Source organism: Hymenobacter sp. B81 (assembly GCF_044628455.1).
Classification (GTDB): Bacteria; Bacteroidota; Bacteroidia; order Cytophagales; family Hymenobacteraceae; genus Solirubrum.
Genome location: NZ_JBIYZW010000002.1, coordinates 1,299,455 through 1,316,274 on the forward strand (window position 1 = coordinate 1,299,455; position 16,820 = coordinate 1,316,274).

Here is a 16,820-nt window from a genome sequence, read left to right on the forward strand (position 1 = left end):
CTTCCGATTGATTCCCGTCCTCATCAGCGGCCTGAGCGGCTGCGTCGCGCTGCATCCGCTGCCACCCGGTACCTACCTCGAAACCCGGCCCCATACCGCGCTCTTCACCAGCCGGGAGCTGCAAGTGTACCCCGACGGACGCCTCCGGTATTGGCTGCACACCGATGATGCGAGCCTGGGACGCGAAAGCGGCGGTACCTACCGCTGGCGGGGCTCCCGCCTGGAGCTGCGCCTGAATGGCCAACCGGATACCTCAACGGCCCATAGTACCCGCGCAACGTTGCCGGCGACCGAGCAGCAGCTGCGGTTTTACGTCAGCGCCCGGGCCGATGAAGCCGGCCGGCGCGAGCCGCTGCCGGGCCTTACGGTGCTGGTGCGGGATGCCGCCGGCAGCGTAGTGGCCGGGGCTACCACCGATTCGGCGGGCTACGCCGAGCTGCCGCTGGGAGCTGTCGACGCCCCGCAGACCCTGGAAATTGCGGGCCTGGGCTGGCGCCGCTGGCAGCACCCGAGGCCCGCTGTCCCAACGGTATTTCGCGTGCAGCTGCCGCCGCGCGCCTACCAGGCCTACGCCGCCGGAACGCGCAAAACCTTCGGGGTGCTATCGGTTTCGCCCCAGCGGCTGGTGCTGCGCCAGGGCACCGACACCCTGACGCTGCGGCGTCGGCCCTGATGAGGAACGCGGGAGCCCGGGGGCAGCCAGCTCGTTTGCAATTGCGTAAGCAGGGCTTCATTCACGCCGCTTCATCGCATGAAACAGCTTTTACTTACCGCGTTCGGCCTGCTGCTCCTGCTGAGCTCAGCTTCCGCCCAGATCGACACCACCGCAGGGCGCTACCTGCGGCCGGTTTTCCCCCAGGTAAGCGTGGTGCGCGACGTGGAGTACGGGGCCGCCGTCAACAGCGCGGGCACCAACCAGATTCTGCGCCTCGACCTCTACCAGCCCCAGGGCGACACCGTGCGCCGGCGCCCCCTGGTGGTGCTGGCCCACGAAGGCGCCTTCCTGACCGGCAACCGCAACGACCAGTTCATGACTGAGCTGTGCACCCGGCTGGCGCAGCTGGGCTACGTGGCCGTGAGCATCGACTACCGGGTGGGCTTCTTTCCCTTCGACAGCGTAAACGTGGGCCGCGCCGCGCTGCGGGCCGCCCAGGACATGCGCGCGGCGGTGCGCTTTTTCCGGCGCGACGCAGCTACCGCCCGGCAGTACCGCATTCACCCCGGCTACATTTTCGCGGGCGGCTCGTCGGCCGGGGCCTTCGTGGCCTTGCAGCTGGGCTACCTCGACAAGCCCGCCGAGGTGCCCGCCTACGTGGGGCTGGCCGCGGTGGGCGGCACGCTGGAGGGCCAGAGCGGCAACCCCGGCTACAGCAGCGCGGTGGCCGCCGTGCTCAACCTGAGTGGGGCCGTGGGCGCGCTGAGCTGGCTGGAGCCGGGCAACGTGCCGCTGTTGAGCGTGCACGGCACCGCCGATACCGTGGTGCCCTTTCTGTTGGGCAAGGCCTTCGGACTAAGTACTTCGCCCCGGCTCTACGGCAGCGGCGCCCTCAAGCCCCGGGCCGACGCAGTCGGCATTCCCAACGGGCTGAAAGCCTTGGCCGGCGCCGGCCACGTGCCCTACAACGGCAGCAGCCCCGGCAGCGTGGCCTACTTCGACACCACCTTCCGCGCGGTGCGCGACTTTTTGCGGCCCCTGCTGCGCCGGCCCGGCACGGTGCTTACCCAGCAGGCGCCCACATTCTGGCAGCATGTCCAGCTCTACCCGCTGCCCGCCCGCGCCGCCGTGTACCTCGACGCCGGGCCCGGGTTTCGCCCCAGCCAGCTCACCCTCACCGATGCCACCGGCCGCGTGGTGCGCCGCCTGTTCTGGCCGCAGCCCCGCCTTGTAATCGAACGGGGCGCGCTGCCCGCCGGTATCTACTACCTGAGCGGCCCGGGCCTGCCCGCCCGGAGGCTGGCGCTGGAGTAGGCCGGCATCGGCCGCCGGGCCCGGTTGAGGCCGCTGGTATAGTCCCCAACCTTGTCCCTGCGCGTGGAGAAAGGTTTGGTATACTCACCAACCCTCTCCCTTTCCATAGGAAGAGGGTTGGTGACCTTTCCGAAGCTTCCCCTGAGCGCAGGGAGAGGGTAGGAAAGCTTGCCAAAGCTCCCACCAGCCGAGCTTGGTGATTAGGCAAACGTGCCACAGACCTTCCCAGCTGAATCCCGCCTTCGGGGAGTATTCCCCGGTTGCCGGCTGAAAACCCACCGAACGCGGCGGTTACCCGGCCAGCACGGCGGGTTCGCGGTGGGCGGGGGCGGGCACTTCGGCTACCGGGCGCAGCGGGCCGGTACGGGCCACGAAGGCGCCGGCCGCCCGCAGTGCGTCGCGGTGGCGATGCAGCAGGCTCAGGCGGGCGTAGCCTATCACGTAGTCTTCGGCGCGGTCGGGGGCGGCCGGCGCGTCACTCACGTCGCGTAGGGCCAGGGCCGCTTGCAGGGGCTGAGGCAGGTTGCGCAGGTAGACTTCCACTTCCAGGTCGGCGGGGAGCGTGGTAGTGAGGGCACCCAGCTTGGGATAGGCGTAGCGGAAGCCGGCACGCAGGGCGGCCAGGTCGGCCAGCACGGCCGAGCCGGTAGGGTGGCCGCCGGCCCCGCGCCCGCGCCAGAAGTGCGGGCCGGCAAACTCGGCTTCCACCTCCACGCCGTTGAATTCGCGCTCGACGTGGTAGAGCGGCGACTCAGGGCCCAGCAGCTGCGGGGCCACAAACACCGTGGTCCCGCCACCGGGCAGGCGGTGCAGGCAGGCTACCACCTTTATTTTCTGGCCGCGCCCGGCGGCAAAGCGAATGTCGGCGGCCGTGATGTGCTCGATGCCCAGGTTCAGCACTTGGTCGGGGTCGAGTAGCCGGCCGTGGGCGTGGGCGGCCAGAATCACGGCCTTGGCGCGCGGGTCGAAGGCGGCCATGTCGAGGGTGGGGTCGGTTTCGGCGAAGCCCTGGGCCTGGGCCTCAGCCAGCACCGTGGCGTAGTCGGCCCCGGCGCTGGTCATGCCCGTGAGCACGTAGTTCGACGAGCCGTTGAAGATGCCGCTCACCTCGGGCAGCGCCTCCTGGCCAAAGTAGGCGTCGATGGTGCGAATGACCGGAATGCTGCCGCACACGGCCGCCTCGTAGAGCAGGGTGCCGCCGAAGCGGCGCTGCAGGGCAATCAGCTCGGGCAGGTGGCGGGCCACCATGGCTTTGTTGGCCGTGACCACCCGGCGGCCCCGGCGCAGGGCCTCGCTCACCAGCCGAAACGCCTCGGCCGGGTCGTCGATGACTTCCACCAAAATATCCAGGCTGGGGTCGTCGAGCAGGTCGTCGGCGTGAAACTCGAAGCGGTCGGCGGGCAGGGGGCGCAGCTTGGTGGGATTTTTCACCGCAATGCGCTGCACCACGAAGCCGGCCGCGGGCTGCCGCTGCAGAATATCGTAGAGGCCCTGGCCCACGCAGCCAAAGCCGATAAGGCCCAGGCGTAGGGGGCTAGTGGGCGAAGGTCTGGACATAGAACCGGTCGAGGAAGTGCGCGATTTGCGCGGTTTCAATCAGGAAGCCGTCGTGGCCGTAGGGCGAGTCCATTTCGGCGTACATGGCCCCCGCAATCAGGCGGGCCAGCTCCTGCTGCTCGCTCACCGGAAACAGCACGTCGGAGGAAATGCCCAGCACCAGCGTGCGGGCGCGCACCCGGGCCAGCGCCGCCGCCACGCCGCCCCGGCCGCGGCCTACGTGGTGCGAGTCCATGATCTGGGAAAGCGTGACGTAGCTGTAGGCGTTGAAGCGGGCCGTGAGCTTGTCGCCCTGGTACTGCTGGTAGGAGCTGGCGCGGTAGAAGGCCGGCAGCGCATCGTCGTCGGGCTCGGCCTGGGTACGGCCGTAGGCCTCGTAGCTGCGGTAGCTGAGCAGGGCAATGGCGCGGGCGGCGCGCAAACCCATCACGCCCCCCTCAGGCCCGCCGCCCTGGTAGGTGCAGTCGGCCTGAATGGCCAGCCGCTGGGCCTCGTTGAAGGCAATGCCCCAGGGCGAGTGGCGAGCGTTGGTGGCCAGCAGCACCAGGTGCTCGAACAGGGCGGGCTGCTGCACGGCCCACTCCACGGCCTGCTGCCCGCCCAGCGAGCCGCCGATGACGGTGTGAATCTTGTCCAATCCCAGGTGCTGGCGCAGCTGCTCGTGGGCGGCCACCAAGTCGCGTACCGTGAGGCGCGGAAAAGCCTGGTAGAGCGGGCGCTGGTGTGGGGGCAGGGGCGTGCAGGGGCCGGTGCTGCCGTAGCACGAGCCCAGCACGTTGGCACACACGATAAACCAGTCGGCCGGGTCGAAGTAGTGGCCCGCGCCGAACAGGCCCGGCCACCAGTCCAGCACCGCCGAGTTGGCCGTGAGGGCGTGGCACACCCACACCACGTTGTCGCGCGCGGCGTTGAGGGTGCCGTAGGTGTGGTAGGTTAGCTGCACGCCGGGCAGCGCGCCGCCGCACTCGAGCGGCAGCGGCTGGGGCAGGTGCAGCACAGCAGGTTCGTTCATAAGTCAGCCCCGCAAAGTCAGCGTGAAAAAATGCCCGCGGCGCTGCTATGAGGCGCGCGGGGGTAAGAAAATTCCTTGTTCGCCGGCACCCGCGCCGGGCGCGGGCGAGCCTGCGGGCAGGCTCCTTTTCGTGGGTGGAAAGGCCAGTGAACAAGGCCCGTCCGCTGGAAGTGCGGCCGCGCCCAGTACCCGGGCGCGGCCGCGGTTTTCCCCTCCCTTACACTTCCAGCGGGGCGGGATGCGATACCTGCGGCTCGGGCAGCAGCTCGGTTGCGGTTGCCGGGGTGCGGTCGGCTGCGTTGGCTACCGCGTCGAAGGCGCGCTGCAGGTCGGCTTTGATGTCGTCGATGTGCTCCAGGCCCAGGGAGAGGCGCAGCAGCGTGGGCGTAACGCCGGCGGCGCGCTGCTCGTCGTCGGAGAGCTGCNTGCGGTTGCCGGGGTGCGGTCGGCTGCGTTGGCTACCGCGTCGAAGGCGCGCTGCAGGTCGGCTTTGATGTCGTCGATGTGCTCCAGGCCCAGGGAGAGGCGCAGCAGCGTGGGCGTAACGCCGGCGGCGCGCTGCTCGTCGTCGGAGAGCTGCTGGTGCGTGGTGGCCGAGGGCTGAATGATGAGGGTCTTGGCGTCGCCCACGTTGGCCAGGTGGCTGATGAGCTGCAGGTTGTCGATGAACTGCGTGGCCGTTTCCTTGGAGCCCTTGATGGCGAAGGTGAGCACGCCGCCCGCGCCGCGCGGCAGGTATTTGGCGGCCAGGGCGTGGTAGGGGCTGCTTTTCAGGCCGGGGTAGTTTACGGCTTCCACCTGCGGGTGCGCTTCGAGCCACTCGGCAATCTGCTGGGTGTTCTGCACGGTGCGGTCCACGCGCAGGCTCAGCGTTTCCAGCCCTTGCAGCAGCAGGAAGGAGTTGAACGGGCTCAGCGCCGGGCCGAAGTCGCGCAGGCCTTCCACCCGGGCCCGAATGGCAAAGGCGATGTTGCCGAACGGCCCGTTTTTGCCGAATACGTCGTTGAACACCAGCCCGTGGTAGCCTTCCGAGGGCTCGGTGAACTGCGGAAACTTGCCGTTGCCGAAATCGTAGCGGCCACCGTCCACAATCACTCCGCCGATGCTGGTGCCGTGCCCGCCAATCCACTTGGTAGCCGAGGCCACCACGATGTGGGCGCCGTGCTCCAGGGGCCGGAACAGGTAGCCACCCGCCCCGAAGGTGTTGTCGACCACCAGCGGCAAGTCGTGCCGGGCGGCAATGGCGGCAATGGCCTCAAAGTCGGGGACGCTGAAGCTGGGGTTGCCGATAGTTTCCAGGTACAGCGCCTTGGTGTTTTCGTCAATCAGCGCCTCAAAGCTGGCTGGGTTGTCGCCGTCGGCAAAGCGCACCTCGATGCCCAGGCGCTTGAAGGCCACCTTGAACTGGTTGTAGGTGCCCCCGTAGAGAAAGGAGGTCGACACGAAGTTGTCGCCGGCCTGCAGGATGTTGTTGAGGGCGATGAACTGGGCCGCCTGCCCAGAGGCCGTAGCCAGGGCCGCCACGCCGCCCTCGAGCGCGGCAATGCGCTGCTCGAATACGTCGGTGGTCGGGTTCATCAGGCGGGTGTAGATGTTGCCGAACTCCTTGAGAGCAAACAAGTTGGCTCCGTGCTCGGCGTTCTTGAACACGTAGGACGTAGTCTGGTACAGCGGCACGGCGCGGGCGCCGGTGGTGGGATCGGGCTGCTGGCCGGCGTGGAGTTGCAGGGTTTCGAAGTGCAGGGCTTGTGCGGACATGATGAGGCTGAGAAAGAGGGTGAAAGCGAGAAGAATCGGGGAAGGGAGAAGCCGGCGCGTTGGCCCGGAACGGCCTAGTGGCCAGCAGCGGCCGGAATGCGCCGAGCCCGCGGCCTCAGCGCCGAAAATCGGGGTTTCGGATGCGTGGGGGCCGCCCGCGGCGCGCCAAACGGTGCCGCTACGTCAGCAGATCAGCAGGAAAATGGAAGGGCACGGACAGGCCGCGCGGTGCCCCTAAGCGGGGATTACCAACAACAGCAACAACAGCCTCGCAGCGCCGCGCCGGAAAGCGGCTGGCGGGTGGCAGCTCCCTCGGCAACAACGGCGGCGGAAACGGCCATAGCCGTGACGGGCGCCGCTGGCGAGCGGAACAACGAGAAACTGGAGTACGGGAGCGGGTTGGTAGCCATAGCACGCCATTTATTTGCCCCCCGCTGCAAGTCAGTCGGGGGCAGGACTTGGCACCTGCCGGCTGGTGCATTGCCGGTGGTTGCCAGAGGGTCGCGGAGCCTGTTCTCTCGCCTCTTCGGAATAAAACGCGTCAAAAAAAGCCGGCGGCCGGAAGCCGGGGCTGGCACAAATGTAGTACCGGATTCTAAAAGCGCAAATCGGGCGGAAAGTTTTTTGCCGGCTGAGTTTCCGGTCGGGTTGATTGCCAGCGGGTTCTTGGCTGGTTGATTATGGTGTTGTTTTTCAGGTTGTAATGCGCAAAAAAAGCCGCTCGATGTTGGTCGAGCGGCTTGGCAAGCTGGGTTCGGCTACCGGCCTACAGCTTAGGCAGCTTCAGCATCTGGCCGACTTCGATGTGGTCGGGGTTGTTGCCGATGGTGGCCTTGTTGGCGTCGTAGATCTGGTGCCACTTGGTGGCGTCGCCGTAGTGGCGCTTGGCAATCTTGGAGAGCGAGTCGCCGCTGACCACGGTGTAGGTATCAGCCTGGGCGGCGGTGGGAGCGGCATTGGGCGTACCAAACGAGCCGACGTTACCGGCGGGCTGATTGAGCGGCTGCGTGGGCTTTACCGGCTCCTTTTCGCCCTTATTGCTGAGGAAATCAAACAGTCCCATGGTGTTGCGTTGGTTGAGGTGTGGAATGGGGCAGCCAACCCGTTGAAGGTCAGCCGTCCGGCCTTGCTGTACGCCGGGCCCGGGAGTTAGGTTGCGGGCTAACTCTTTGCGGGGCGGCGCGTAAGAAACCAGGCTGCTGTCCAGTAGTCGAGTCTACTCCGACCCCTCCCACAACCTCAACCGAACTTTTCCATGAAACGCGTAACTCCCCTCCACTACCTGGCCAGCCTGCTGCTGTTTATCGGTCTGTTCACCTTCGCCTGCGGCAGCAAGGAAGGCAAAGTAGAAGGCGTAAACATGCTGTACGGCACCGACAGCAAGGCTTGGAAAACCCACAAGGAGAAAGATGCGGCCGGCAACAAAGTTGACCAGACCGACGCGCAGGAAGACCAGGAAATCCGCTTCTACGCCAACGGCCAGTACAACATGTCGTCGCCCACCCAGTCCATCAGCGGCAAGTACAGCTTCGACCAGGCCAACAAGAAAATCACCATGACGCCCGAAAACGGCAACATGGCCAATACCTTCGACGTGGCCACCCTCACCGACGACCGCCTCACGCTGCGCAGCGCCGACGGCGCCGAGCTACAGCTGGAATCGGAGTAGCCGAGGCACCCTCATCAAGAAAAAGCCCTGCCGCCCCGCGGCAGGGCTTTTTCTTGTCCGTTGGATTAGCCGAAACCGATAGCTTGCAGCGCTATTCATTTTGTCGGCTGCGCCAGTATGCGTTGGTTCATTGCTTTTACTTGCCTGATAAGTTTGTGGGGAAATGCCGTTACTGTCGGCCACGCGCAATCGGTACCCGCCCCGCCGTGGCCCGCGCACGCGGTGCGCTCCATTGACCCCGCCGATGAAAACTTCGCGGACCTGGAATTCCTGGCCCAAGAAATCGGCGGGGCGCGGGTGGTCATGCTGGGCGAGCCCACGCACGGCGAAGGCAACGTGTTCGAGGCCAAAGCGCGTCTGCTGCGGTATTTGCAGCAGCGCCTGGGCTTTACCACCCTAGGCTTCGAAAGCGGATTCTACGAGCTCGACAAGGCGCAGCGGGAACTGCAAGCCGGCACGCACGCCCGCGAAGCCATTGGTCGCAGCGTGTTCGGCATCTGGACCGGTACGCGGGAGTTCCAAGCGGTGCTGCCGCTGCTCGGTCCCGGCCGGCTGAACGTGATGGGGTTCGATGCCCAGCTCAGCGGTGATTACCAGGAAAGCCTGCTGGAAGAGCTGGAGGCCTTTCTGAAACCCGAGAAGGGGGCCGACGCGGTTGCCTACGACTACCTCGATGAGTGCCTGGGCACGATGGGCGAAAACTTCATTTTTCCGCCAACCCACAACCTGCCGCTGTTTGAGCTGCAGCTGGGCAAGGCGCGTAGGCTGCTGGAGAAAGTGGCGGCTGGCCCCAGCGCGCTGCGTCGCGCCCGGTCAGCTTTCTGGCTGCAGAACCTGCGCAGCCTGCAGGCTTTGGCCCACGACTACGTTCACAACGATCCGAACGCCAAAAGCAGCACCGAGTTCAGGGCCGCCGACAGCAACCCGCGCGACGCCCAGATGGCCGACAACCTGCTGTGGTACCTGCGCCAGCACCCCCAGGCCAAGGTGGTGTGCTGGGGGGCGTTGCCGCATCTGGCCAATAAGTTCGCGGGCTTTGCCGATGCCGAGCTGCGTAGCTACCGGCCCATGGGCCAGGTTGTGAAAGCCGCCCTCGGGGCCGATGCCGTGTACGTGCTGGGTACGCTGGCCGGCGGCGGGAGCTACCAGAGCTTCGGCGAGCAGCAGGTACCCACGCCGGCCGCGGGCAGCCTCGAAGCCGAGCTGCTGACCCAGGGTTATGACTACGCCTTCGTGAGCCTGAAGCACGATTTGCCCGGGCGCCAGTTCACAACCTACGCCCTCGAATACAAACCCCTGACCGGCCCGTGGAGCGACGCAGTCGATGGTTTTTTGTTTTTGAAAGCCGTAAACCCGCCGCACGCCGCGCTAAGTGGGTCCGCCGCCGAAGCAGCAGGCGCCGCGCCCGTGGCCGCCGAGCCGGTTCGGCAACCCAGCCGGCTGAACCCGGCGGCCCTCCTCGCGGCCAAGCCTGGAGCCGCCCTGACTCTCAACGGCACGGTGCTCGACCGCAAAACCGGCCAGCCCGTGCCCTTTGCCACCGTGGCCGTGCCCGCCCGCAGCGCAGGTGTCGTAGCCGACGCCCGCGGCCACTTTCGGCTAGCCGCGCACCGGGGCGAAGCCGTGCAGATCAGCAGCATCGGCTACGAGCCGGCCACGCTGCAAGCGGGAACTGGCGACAACAGCCTGGTCATCACGCTCGCGCCGGCCGCCTTTGCCTTGGCCAACGTGCGCGTGAGTGCCCAGTCGCAGGACTCGCGGCGCATTATGAAAAAGGTCATCAAAGCCGCCGAAACCAACTACGAGCAGCAGGACTACCTGGCGCAGGTATACTCGCACCGACGGCTGCTGAACTTCGACACGCTCCGCCACGAGGTGGAATATGTGAGCCAGGTGTTCGATCCGGCGGGACGGGACGAGTGGCACGGCGGTTTTCTGATGCTGGGCGCCAAGCAAACCCACAAAGTGCTCGAGAAGCGCGTGGTAACCGGGGCCGACGAAGCCGCCAAACTATATCAGCACAACGAGGGCGGGCATGGTTTCCTTTCGGCCGGTGCCGACCCGGTGCGCATTTCCCCACTTTTCAAAGCCGGCAAGCTTGGCAAATACACCCTGCGGCTCGATACCATTGAGCAGCGCCGCGGCGAAACCTACTACGTTATCCGCTTTGCGGCCCGGCGCGGCAACCTGCGCTCCACGGGCATGTACCTCACGGCGGGCTACAGCGGCAAGGTGTATATCCGGGAGCAGGACTACGCCGTGGTGCGCTACGAAGCCCTCTGGCAGCACGATACCGTGCAGCACAACGCTACGGCCCGCAAGTACCAGGGGCGCGGGAATCTGCTGGCCAAGCTCTACAACCAGGTTTACTCTGACCACCGCGCGGCCCACGTGGTAACCTACGAGAAGGGAGACAACGGGCGCTATCACCCGGTAAGCAGCGTGGCACAGGCCCTGAGCGTGGGGCGGGTGCTGGGCGGGCGGCCGTTCTACACCCAGAAGTCGTGCGAGGAGTACCTGACGCCCCTGCCCCCGGCGGCCCTGGCCGCCCGGCCCGACAGCGAAAAGGAGCCGGCACTGAAACGCGGCGAAATATGGCAGCTGACGAAGACGCCGTACCGCGCCGCGTTCTGGGAAACCTACCAGCGCCCCGCGCCCGCCGCAGCCGCCCCGACCCTTGAGGCTACGAAGCCATAACCTCCTTCACGGCTTTCTTGCCGAAAACCCGCCCTACCCAGCGCGGCAGGAAGATGGTGCCCAGCACCAGGTACAGGTAGTAGGTCACGATGCGGTAGAGCAGCAGGATGAAGTTCGTCATGGTGTCGGAGCCGGCGAACTTGCGGAAGAAGGTGGGGAAGGCGCCCTCGGCAAAGCCCGCGCCCCCCGGCGTAACGGCCACCAGCAGGACCACTTTGTAGATGAGGTTGCGGGCGAAGATGATGCCGAAGGTGGCCGCCGAAACCGGAATGAACGCCGCAATCAGGCAGCCGATGACCAGGTAGCGGGCCGTCCACACGAAGGCCGTGCTCAAGGCCGCCTGCAGCCAGTAGCCCAGGCTGTTGCCGCGCAGCTGGGCCGAGGCATGCACCATCTCCAGGCTGTGGTGGTAGGCCCGGCGGCGCCAGCGGTGCAGGCCTTTCAGCGAAAACAGGCGCACCAGCAGCCGCTTTACCGAGTGCGGATTCACGAACAGGGCGTAGGCCATCAGCGCCGAGTAGGCCAGGGTGAAGACGTAGCTCAGGCCGAAGGCAATCTTGAGCGTGAGCACGAAGCCGCCCTGCAAGGCTTCGTGGGGGTAGATATGGTCGCCGGCTAGCAGAATAACCAGCGGCACGGCCACCACGAAGTACAGGTTGTCGAGCATGGCCGTGACCATCACGTAGGCCAGGGACTTGCCCAGCGGAATACCTTCCTTGTTGAGCAGGAACGAAGCTATGGCCGTACCGCCCACCGCCGAGGGCAGCACGCAGGAGGCAAATTCCCAGATCATAATCACGTCGAGGCTCTGCTTCCACGACAGGGCCTTCTCCGAAATGTGCTTGATGCGGTAGATGTAGCCCAGGTCGCGGGCCAGCAGTACCAGCAAAGTCACCAGCAGCCACCAGGGGCGGGCGTCGGCCAGCGGGGCCAGGTCGCCGGGACGGTAGCTGCGCCAGAACATAAAGCCCACCACGCCCAGGCCAATAACCACCGGCAGCAGCATGCGCGAGGGCGACAGTTTTTCGAGCAGCTGACGATCCTGCTGGGGGTTGCTCATGCGGGAAGGGGAAAGGTGGCGGGCAAAAATACGGAGTTAGCCCGCGGCGGGTGACTAAAAGTTGGCCCTGCTTCGGGTGGCCGGTGGGCGGCCGGTTGTTTACCCGGTAGCGGGTCGAGGCGAATCGAACCGCTGGTCTGGATTTGTCGTAACTTTGCCCGCTGGCATCAACTCAACAAAGGTGCTGCCACAACAATCTGGCTGCGCGCCGGTTGACCCGCTACCCTCTCTTCTTTGCCTGCTGATTCCCCGATGATTGTCGAACCCGGACCCTTGCTGGCGGCTATTAACTCGCCCGCCGATCTGAAAGAGTTGCGCGAGGACCAGCTGGTCCAGCTAAGCCAGGAACTCCGGCAATTCATTGTCGACTCGGTGTCTATCTACGGCGGGCACTTCGGCGCCTCGCTGGGCGTGGTGGAGCTGACGGTGGCTTTGCACTACGTCTTCAACACCCCCGACGACCAGCTGGTGTGGGACGTGGGCCACCAGGCCTACGGCCACAAAATCCTGACCGGCCGCCGCGAGCAGTTTCACACCAACCGCAAGTACGGCGGGCTCTCGGGCTTCCCCAAGCGCAAGGAGAGCGAGTACGACGCCTTCGGCGTGGGGCACTCGTCTACCAGCATCGGGGCGGCGCTGGGCATGGCCGTGGCTTCCGACTATAAGAAGGAGTTCGACCGCCAGCACATTGCCGTCATTGGCGACGGAGCCATGACCGCGGGTATGGCCTTCGAGGCCCTCAACCACGCCGGCGTGGCCAACACCAACCTGCTGGTCATCCTCAACGACAACTGCATGAGCATCGACCCCAACGTGGGCGCGCTCAAGGAATACCTCACCGACATTACCACCTCGCGCACCTACAACCGCGTGCGCGACGAGCTGTGGAACGTGCTGGGCAAGCTCAGCAAGTTCGGGCCCAATCCCCAGGCCATTGCCAGCAAAGTCGAGTCGGCTATGAAGGCCACTTTGATGAAGCAGAGCAACCTGTTTGAGGCGCTCAAGTTCCGCTACTTCGGTCCCGTGGATGGGCACGACGTGCAGCACCTGGCCAGCATTCTGAACGACCTGAAGTCTATTCCCGGCCCCAAGCTGCTGCACTGCGTGACGGTGAAGGGCAAGGGCTACGCGCTGGCCGAGAAAGACCAGACGCTGTGGCACGCGCCGGGCTTGTTCGACAAGATTACCGGGGAGATTTACAAGAAAGTCCCCACCACGCCCCAGCCGCCCAAGTACCAGGACGTGTTCGGGCACACGATGGTGGAGCTGGCCGAGCAGAACGACAAGGTGATGGGCGTGACGCCGGCCATGCCCTCGGGCTGCTCGCTCAACATCATGATGGCCGCCATGCCCGACCGCGCCTTCGACGTGGGCATTGCCGAGCAGCACGCCGTGACGTTCTCGGCCGGCCTGGCTACCCAGGGGCTGATTCCGTTCTGCAACATCTACTCCTCGTTCATGCAGCGCGGCTACGACCAGGTGGTGCACGACGTGGCCCTGCAGAACCTGCACGTGGTGTTCTGCCTCGACCGCGCCGGCTTTGCCGGGGCCGACGGCCCCACCCACCACGGCGCCTACGATTTGGCCTTCATGCGCTGCATTCCCAACATGGTGGTGGCCGCCCCCATGAACGAGGAGGAGCTGCGCAACCTGATGTACACCGCTACCCTGCCCGAAAACGCGGGGCCCTTCAGCATCCGTTACCCGCGCGGCGAGGGCGTGATGCCGGAGTGGCGCAAGCCCCTGCAGCGCCTGGCCGTGGGCACCGGCCGCACCATCCGCGAGGGCGCCGGCGACGTGGCCATTCTCAGCATCGGCCACATCGGCAACTACGCCGTGAAGGCTACCCAGCAGCTGCTCACCGAGGGCCTCGACACCGGCCACTACGACCTGCGCTTCTGCAAGCCGCTCGACGAGGAGCTGCTCCACCAGGTATTCAGCCGCTACCGCGCCGTGGTGACGGTGGAGGACGGCTGCCTGCAGGGCGGCTGCGGCGCGGCGGTGCTCGAGTTCATGGCCGACCACGGCTACTCGCTGCCCGTCAAGCGCCTCGGCATTCCCGACCGCGTGGTGGAGCACGGTACCCAGGACGAGCTGTACAAGGAGTGCGGCTACGACGCCGCCGGCATTGCCCAGGCCGTGCGCGACATGCAGGCCCGCGTAGCCAACGTGAAAACCGAGAAGCTGACGCTGCGGTAGACGGATGGCGTCAAGGCTATGGTACAAGGAGCACCGGCTGTGGCTGGTGCTCTTTTTTGTGGGGTGGCTGAGCGGCTTCGGGGCAATGGGGCAGGTAGAGAAAAGGAACCTGTTTCCCCGGATGCCCCGGCAGCAAGGCTTTAGCCCGGTGCTCGTGAAAGGCGAACTGCCCGAGGCCAGCAACCGGCGGTTGACGGATAGCCGGGCGCGCATCTTGCCGAAACCTGTTCGGCGCAACGGCAAGACCTACTGGGAAATCTACCTGTACTACGACCAGAAAATTGGTTCTGCGCTGACGCTGCGGCAGCAAGAGGATACCGTCTGGTTGGCCATCAACCCGGAAATGACCGAGTGGGCGCCCGACGCCGACTCAGTCAAGAGCCGGCAGATAAAGCAGTGGATTCGCCAGCTACATCAGGAGCACCCTCAGTGGTTTCCCGATGCCCCAGCCAGTCTGGAAGAGAACGTGTTCCTGCGCTTCGACGCCCGTATCGGCGACAAATGGGCCTGCTTTGCCCGTACGCGCAACGGTGGTCTGCAGTATTACTGGGTAAGCCTCGATACCGTTCAGGGTACCCCGCAGCAGCCCCTGTACGTGTTCAGCGTCAGCTACAGCGGCCGGGCTTCGCATATGTCGCAGCTGCAGAAGCTGGTGGTTTCCAAAACCAAGGGCATCCAGGGCATGCTGTGGTACGATTATGCCTGCTGGCTGCCGTATCAGTGCCAAGACCTGCTGGTGCGCTACGGCAACTGGCAATACTAGGGGCCTGATAAAGCCCAACGGCCGTTGCTCCGGGCAGGAACAACGGCCGTTTCGCAGGTAACAGCCCCGCTTAGTACATCTCGCGCTGGAAGCCCCAGGCGCGCAGCTCGGCGCGGTAGGCTTTCTTGTCGGGGTAGTTGTCCTCCAGCACCTTGGCCAGGCTCGAGAGCACCTGCTCCACGGCCTCGCGCATGGCGTCTTTCTGGCCCACGGCCCGCGCTACCGCCCCGTTGGTGTCGGTGAGTTGGGTCACCAGCTGCCCGTAGCGGGTGGCAATGGGCTGCCAGAACGCGGTGCCAAAGTCGCCGTCGGCAATGTCCTCGCTCACCAAGCCTTGCAGCAGCTGTTGCAGGGCGGCCGCGCGCCGGCTTCGTTCGCGGTCGATGATGTAGCCGCCCCGGTACTTGATAATGCCCACCGCCGCGTAGTGCGCCGGGGCGCGGCGCTTGCCGTGCTGGTCGATGAGGCGGTTTTTGACGCGGTACAGGTGCTCGTCGATCTGCGCGTCGAGGCTCAGCAGCTCGTCGGCGTCGATGGGGCGGGCGCTGCCGATGCGCTGGCGCGAGGCCACCGCCGCGTGGTAGGCCGTGGCCTGCTGCTGAAACGCGGCCGCCGTCGTGTAGCGCAGCGTGAGCCAGCTCTGGGTTGGCCAGTAATTGGCGGCAAACACGGCCAAGTCGGCCAGCTGTTGGTCGTTGTCGGGCAGTAGCGCCGTTTTGCGGGGCAGGCTCCCAACGGGGGGCTTGATAAGTGGAGTGGGCTCCATAAGACTGATTGGATGAAGGTTAGAGTACTGGAATATAGCCGGATAATGCCATCGACGCACCGGGTGCCAGGAAATAATCTTGGTTGGGTAGCCCGGGGGCGCAGGGATGCCGCTCCGGGCTTTCCCGGCACCTAAACCGAACCCGCAAAACCTTCACAAATGAGTTTCTGCATGCGGAAACTCATTTGTGAAGCTCCGCAACTCCTTTTCGGCGGGCGGAAACCCATTTGCGGAGCTCTGCAAACGGGTTTCCACGGGTGGAAACGCCGTTGCAGAGCTCCGCAACCCGGTTTCGACCTGCGGAAATCCCGTTGGGGAGCTTCGTAAGCCATTTTCCGCCCGCCGAAACCGGTTTGCGGCATAAGGTTCCGCGGTTTTGGGCGGCCGGAACGAGCCGCCATAGCCCTCAGCCCGGTGCGCGAGGCTTGCGCCTGGTCTTCTTGCCATAGGGCCAGGACAGCCTACCGGCAGCAGGGTAGAGGTGCTAGCCAGGGGCCCGCTTCGGTTTCGGGGAACTCCGCCCGAATAAAATATGTAGGTACAATAGATGTATGTACATTGATTTCGTATATTTGCCTGACCCAGCCGGTAGCGTGGCCTCTTACGGGTCCCGACTCTGGTTGCGGCAAACCAGTACCTTCAGCCACACAACCCTTTTCACCTTTCACCCCAACCCCCCTACGTCATGGCCACTACCAAATGGGTAATCGACCCGATGCACTCCGAGGTCCAGTTTAAAGTGAAGCACCTGGTGATTTCCACCGTTACGGGCACGTTCAAGACCTTCGACGGCCAGGTGGAAACCGAGGGCGACAACTTCGAAACCGCCCGCGTGCGCTTCACGGCCGACATCAGCAGCATCGACACCAACCAGGCGCAGCGTGACACGCACCTGAAGTCGGCCGACTTCTTCGACGCCGAGAACCACCCCCAGCTGGTGTTCGAGTCGACCGCGCTGCGCAAGACGGGCGGCGACACGTACAAGCTCAGCGGCAACCTGACCCTGCGCGAAACCACCCGGCCCGTGGAGCTGGACGTGGAGTTCGGCGGCACGGCCACCGACTTCTACGGCAACGAGAAAGTGGGCTTCGAGGTCACGGGCAAAGTCTCGCGCAAGGAGTATGGCCTGACTTGGAACGGCATCACCGAGGCCGGCACCATCGTGGTGGGCGACGACGTGAAGCTCTACGCCAACGTGCAGTTCAACAAAGTAAAAGAGGAAGTAGCCGCCTAAGCGCGCCGCTGCTACCAGCGTAGGGGTGCTTCGGCCGTGGGCCGGGGCACCCCTTTTTGCGGGCCGTTCGCCCGGGCCGATAGCCGGGGTTGCGCGGTTTTTTGCCAACTTCGGGGCGCGGTACGGCCCCCTGGCG

Annotated in this window: 14 protein-coding genes and 1 riboswitch; of the genes, 7 read left to right on the plus strand and 7 right to left on the minus strand. The window is 65.4% G+C overall.

The annotated features are described in order from the left end of the window. Positions 1 to 7: 7 nt before the first annotated feature. Entirely contained in the window at positions 8 to 673 is a 666-nt protein-coding gene (locus tag ACE191_RS16690) for a hypothetical protein (protein WP_400193377.1), read from the plus strand. A gap of 78 nt (positions 674 to 751) precedes the next feature. Continuing rightward, positions 752 to 1,969 (plus strand): carboxylesterase family protein, encoded by a 1,218-nt coding sequence (locus ACE191_RS16695; protein WP_400193378.1) that lies wholly within the window; start codon positions 752 to 754, stop codon positions 1,967 to 1,969. 291 nt (positions 1,970 to 2,260) lie between these two features. Here the strand turns inward: ACE191_RS16695 and ACE191_RS16700 are convergent, their stop codons facing one another. The 5 genes from ACE191_RS16700 to ACE191_RS16720 form a co-directional block, all read right to left on the minus strand. After that, the gene (locus tag ACE191_RS16700; RefSeq protein ID WP_400193379.1) at positions 2,261 to 3,526 is read right to left on the minus strand and encodes a homoserine dehydrogenase; all 1,266 of its coding nucleotides are present in this window, start codon (positions 3,524 to 3,526) and stop codon (positions 2,261 to 2,263) included. Continuing rightward, entirely contained in the window at positions 3,504 to 4,538 is a 1,035-nt protein-coding gene (metX, locus tag ACE191_RS16705; RefSeq protein ID WP_400193380.1) for a homoserine O-acetyltransferase, read from the minus strand. The genes ACE191_RS16700 and metX overlap by 23 nt, the downstream gene beginning before the upstream one ends. 217 nt (positions 4,539 to 4,755) lie before the next feature. Further along, positions 4,756 to 4,917: a hypothetical protein gene (locus tag ACE191_RS16710; protein ID WP_400193422.1), complete on the minus strand. Its 162-nt coding sequence runs from the start codon at positions 4,915 to 4,917 to the stop codon at positions 4,756 to 4,758. Next, positions 4,842 to 6,296 carry an O-acetylhomoserine aminocarboxypropyltransferase/cysteine synthase family protein gene (locus tag ACE191_RS16715; protein ID WP_400193381.1) on the minus strand — a complete coding sequence of 485 codons (1,455 nt, stop codon included), beginning with the start codon at positions 6,294 to 6,296 and terminating at the stop codon, positions 4,842 to 4,844. The genes ACE191_RS16710 and ACE191_RS16715 overlap by 76 nt, the downstream gene beginning before the upstream one ends. A 417-nt stretch (positions 6,297 to 6,713) precedes the next feature. After that, a riboswitch (SAM riboswitch) is annotated at positions 6,714 to 6,834 on the minus strand. A 228-nt stretch (positions 6,835 to 7,062) separates the two neighbouring features. After that, the gene (locus ACE191_RS16720; protein ID WP_400193382.1) at positions 7,063 to 7,359 is read right to left on the minus strand and encodes a LysM peptidoglycan-binding domain-containing protein; all 297 of its coding nucleotides are present in this window, start codon (positions 7,357 to 7,359) and stop codon (positions 7,063 to 7,065) included. 192 nt (positions 7,360 to 7,551) lie between these two features. Here ACE191_RS16720 and ACE191_RS16725 point away from each other — a divergent pair, with 192 nt between their 5' ends. Further along, on the plus strand, positions 7,552 to 7,965 hold the full coding sequence (locus ACE191_RS16725; RefSeq protein ID WP_400193383.1) for a hypothetical protein: 414 nt from the start codon (positions 7,552 to 7,554) through the stop codon (positions 7,963 to 7,965). A 222-nt stretch (positions 7,966 to 8,187) separates the two neighbouring features. Continuing rightward, positions 8,188 to 10,662 (plus strand): erythromycin esterase family protein, encoded by a 2,475-nt coding sequence (locus tag ACE191_RS16730; RefSeq protein ID WP_400193384.1) that lies wholly within the window; start codon positions 8,188 to 8,190, stop codon positions 10,660 to 10,662. Here the strand turns inward: ACE191_RS16730 and ACE191_RS16735 are convergent. Then, positions 10,649 to 11,722, minus strand: coding sequence for a lysylphosphatidylglycerol synthase transmembrane domain-containing protein (locus tag ACE191_RS16735; RefSeq protein WP_400193385.1), 1,074 nt, complete (start codon positions 11,720 to 11,722; stop codon positions 10,649 to 10,651). The two genes, ACE191_RS16730 and ACE191_RS16735, sit on opposite strands and share 14 nt — an antisense overlap. 252 nt (positions 11,723 to 11,974) lie before the next feature. Here ACE191_RS16735 and dxs point away from each other — a divergent pair, with 252 nt between their 5' ends. Further along, complete coding sequence (gene dxs, locus ACE191_RS16740) at positions 11,975 to 13,921, plus strand: 1-deoxy-D-xylulose-5-phosphate synthase (RefSeq protein ID WP_400193386.1); 1,947 nt, start codon at positions 11,975 to 11,977, stop codon at positions 13,919 to 13,921. A gap of 214 nt (positions 13,922 to 14,135) precedes the next feature. Further along, entirely contained in the window at positions 14,136 to 14,684 is a 549-nt protein-coding gene (locus tag ACE191_RS16745; protein ID WP_400193387.1) for a hypothetical protein, read from the plus strand. A gap of 70 nt (positions 14,685 to 14,754) precedes the next feature. Here the strand turns inward: ACE191_RS16745 and ACE191_RS16750 are convergent, their stop codons facing one another. Next, entirely contained in the window at positions 14,755 to 15,450 is a 696-nt protein-coding gene (locus ACE191_RS16750; protein WP_400193388.1) for a hypothetical protein, read from the minus strand. Positions 15,451 to 16,135: 685 nt separating this feature from the next. On the opposite strand from ACE191_RS16750, the gene ACE191_RS16755 reads away from it, so the two are divergent. Then, positions 16,136 to 16,684 (plus strand): YceI family protein, encoded by a 549-nt coding sequence (locus ACE191_RS16755; protein ID WP_400193389.1) that lies wholly within the window; start codon positions 16,136 to 16,138, stop codon positions 16,682 to 16,684. The last annotated feature ends 136 nt before the right edge of the window (positions 16,685 to 16,820 follow it).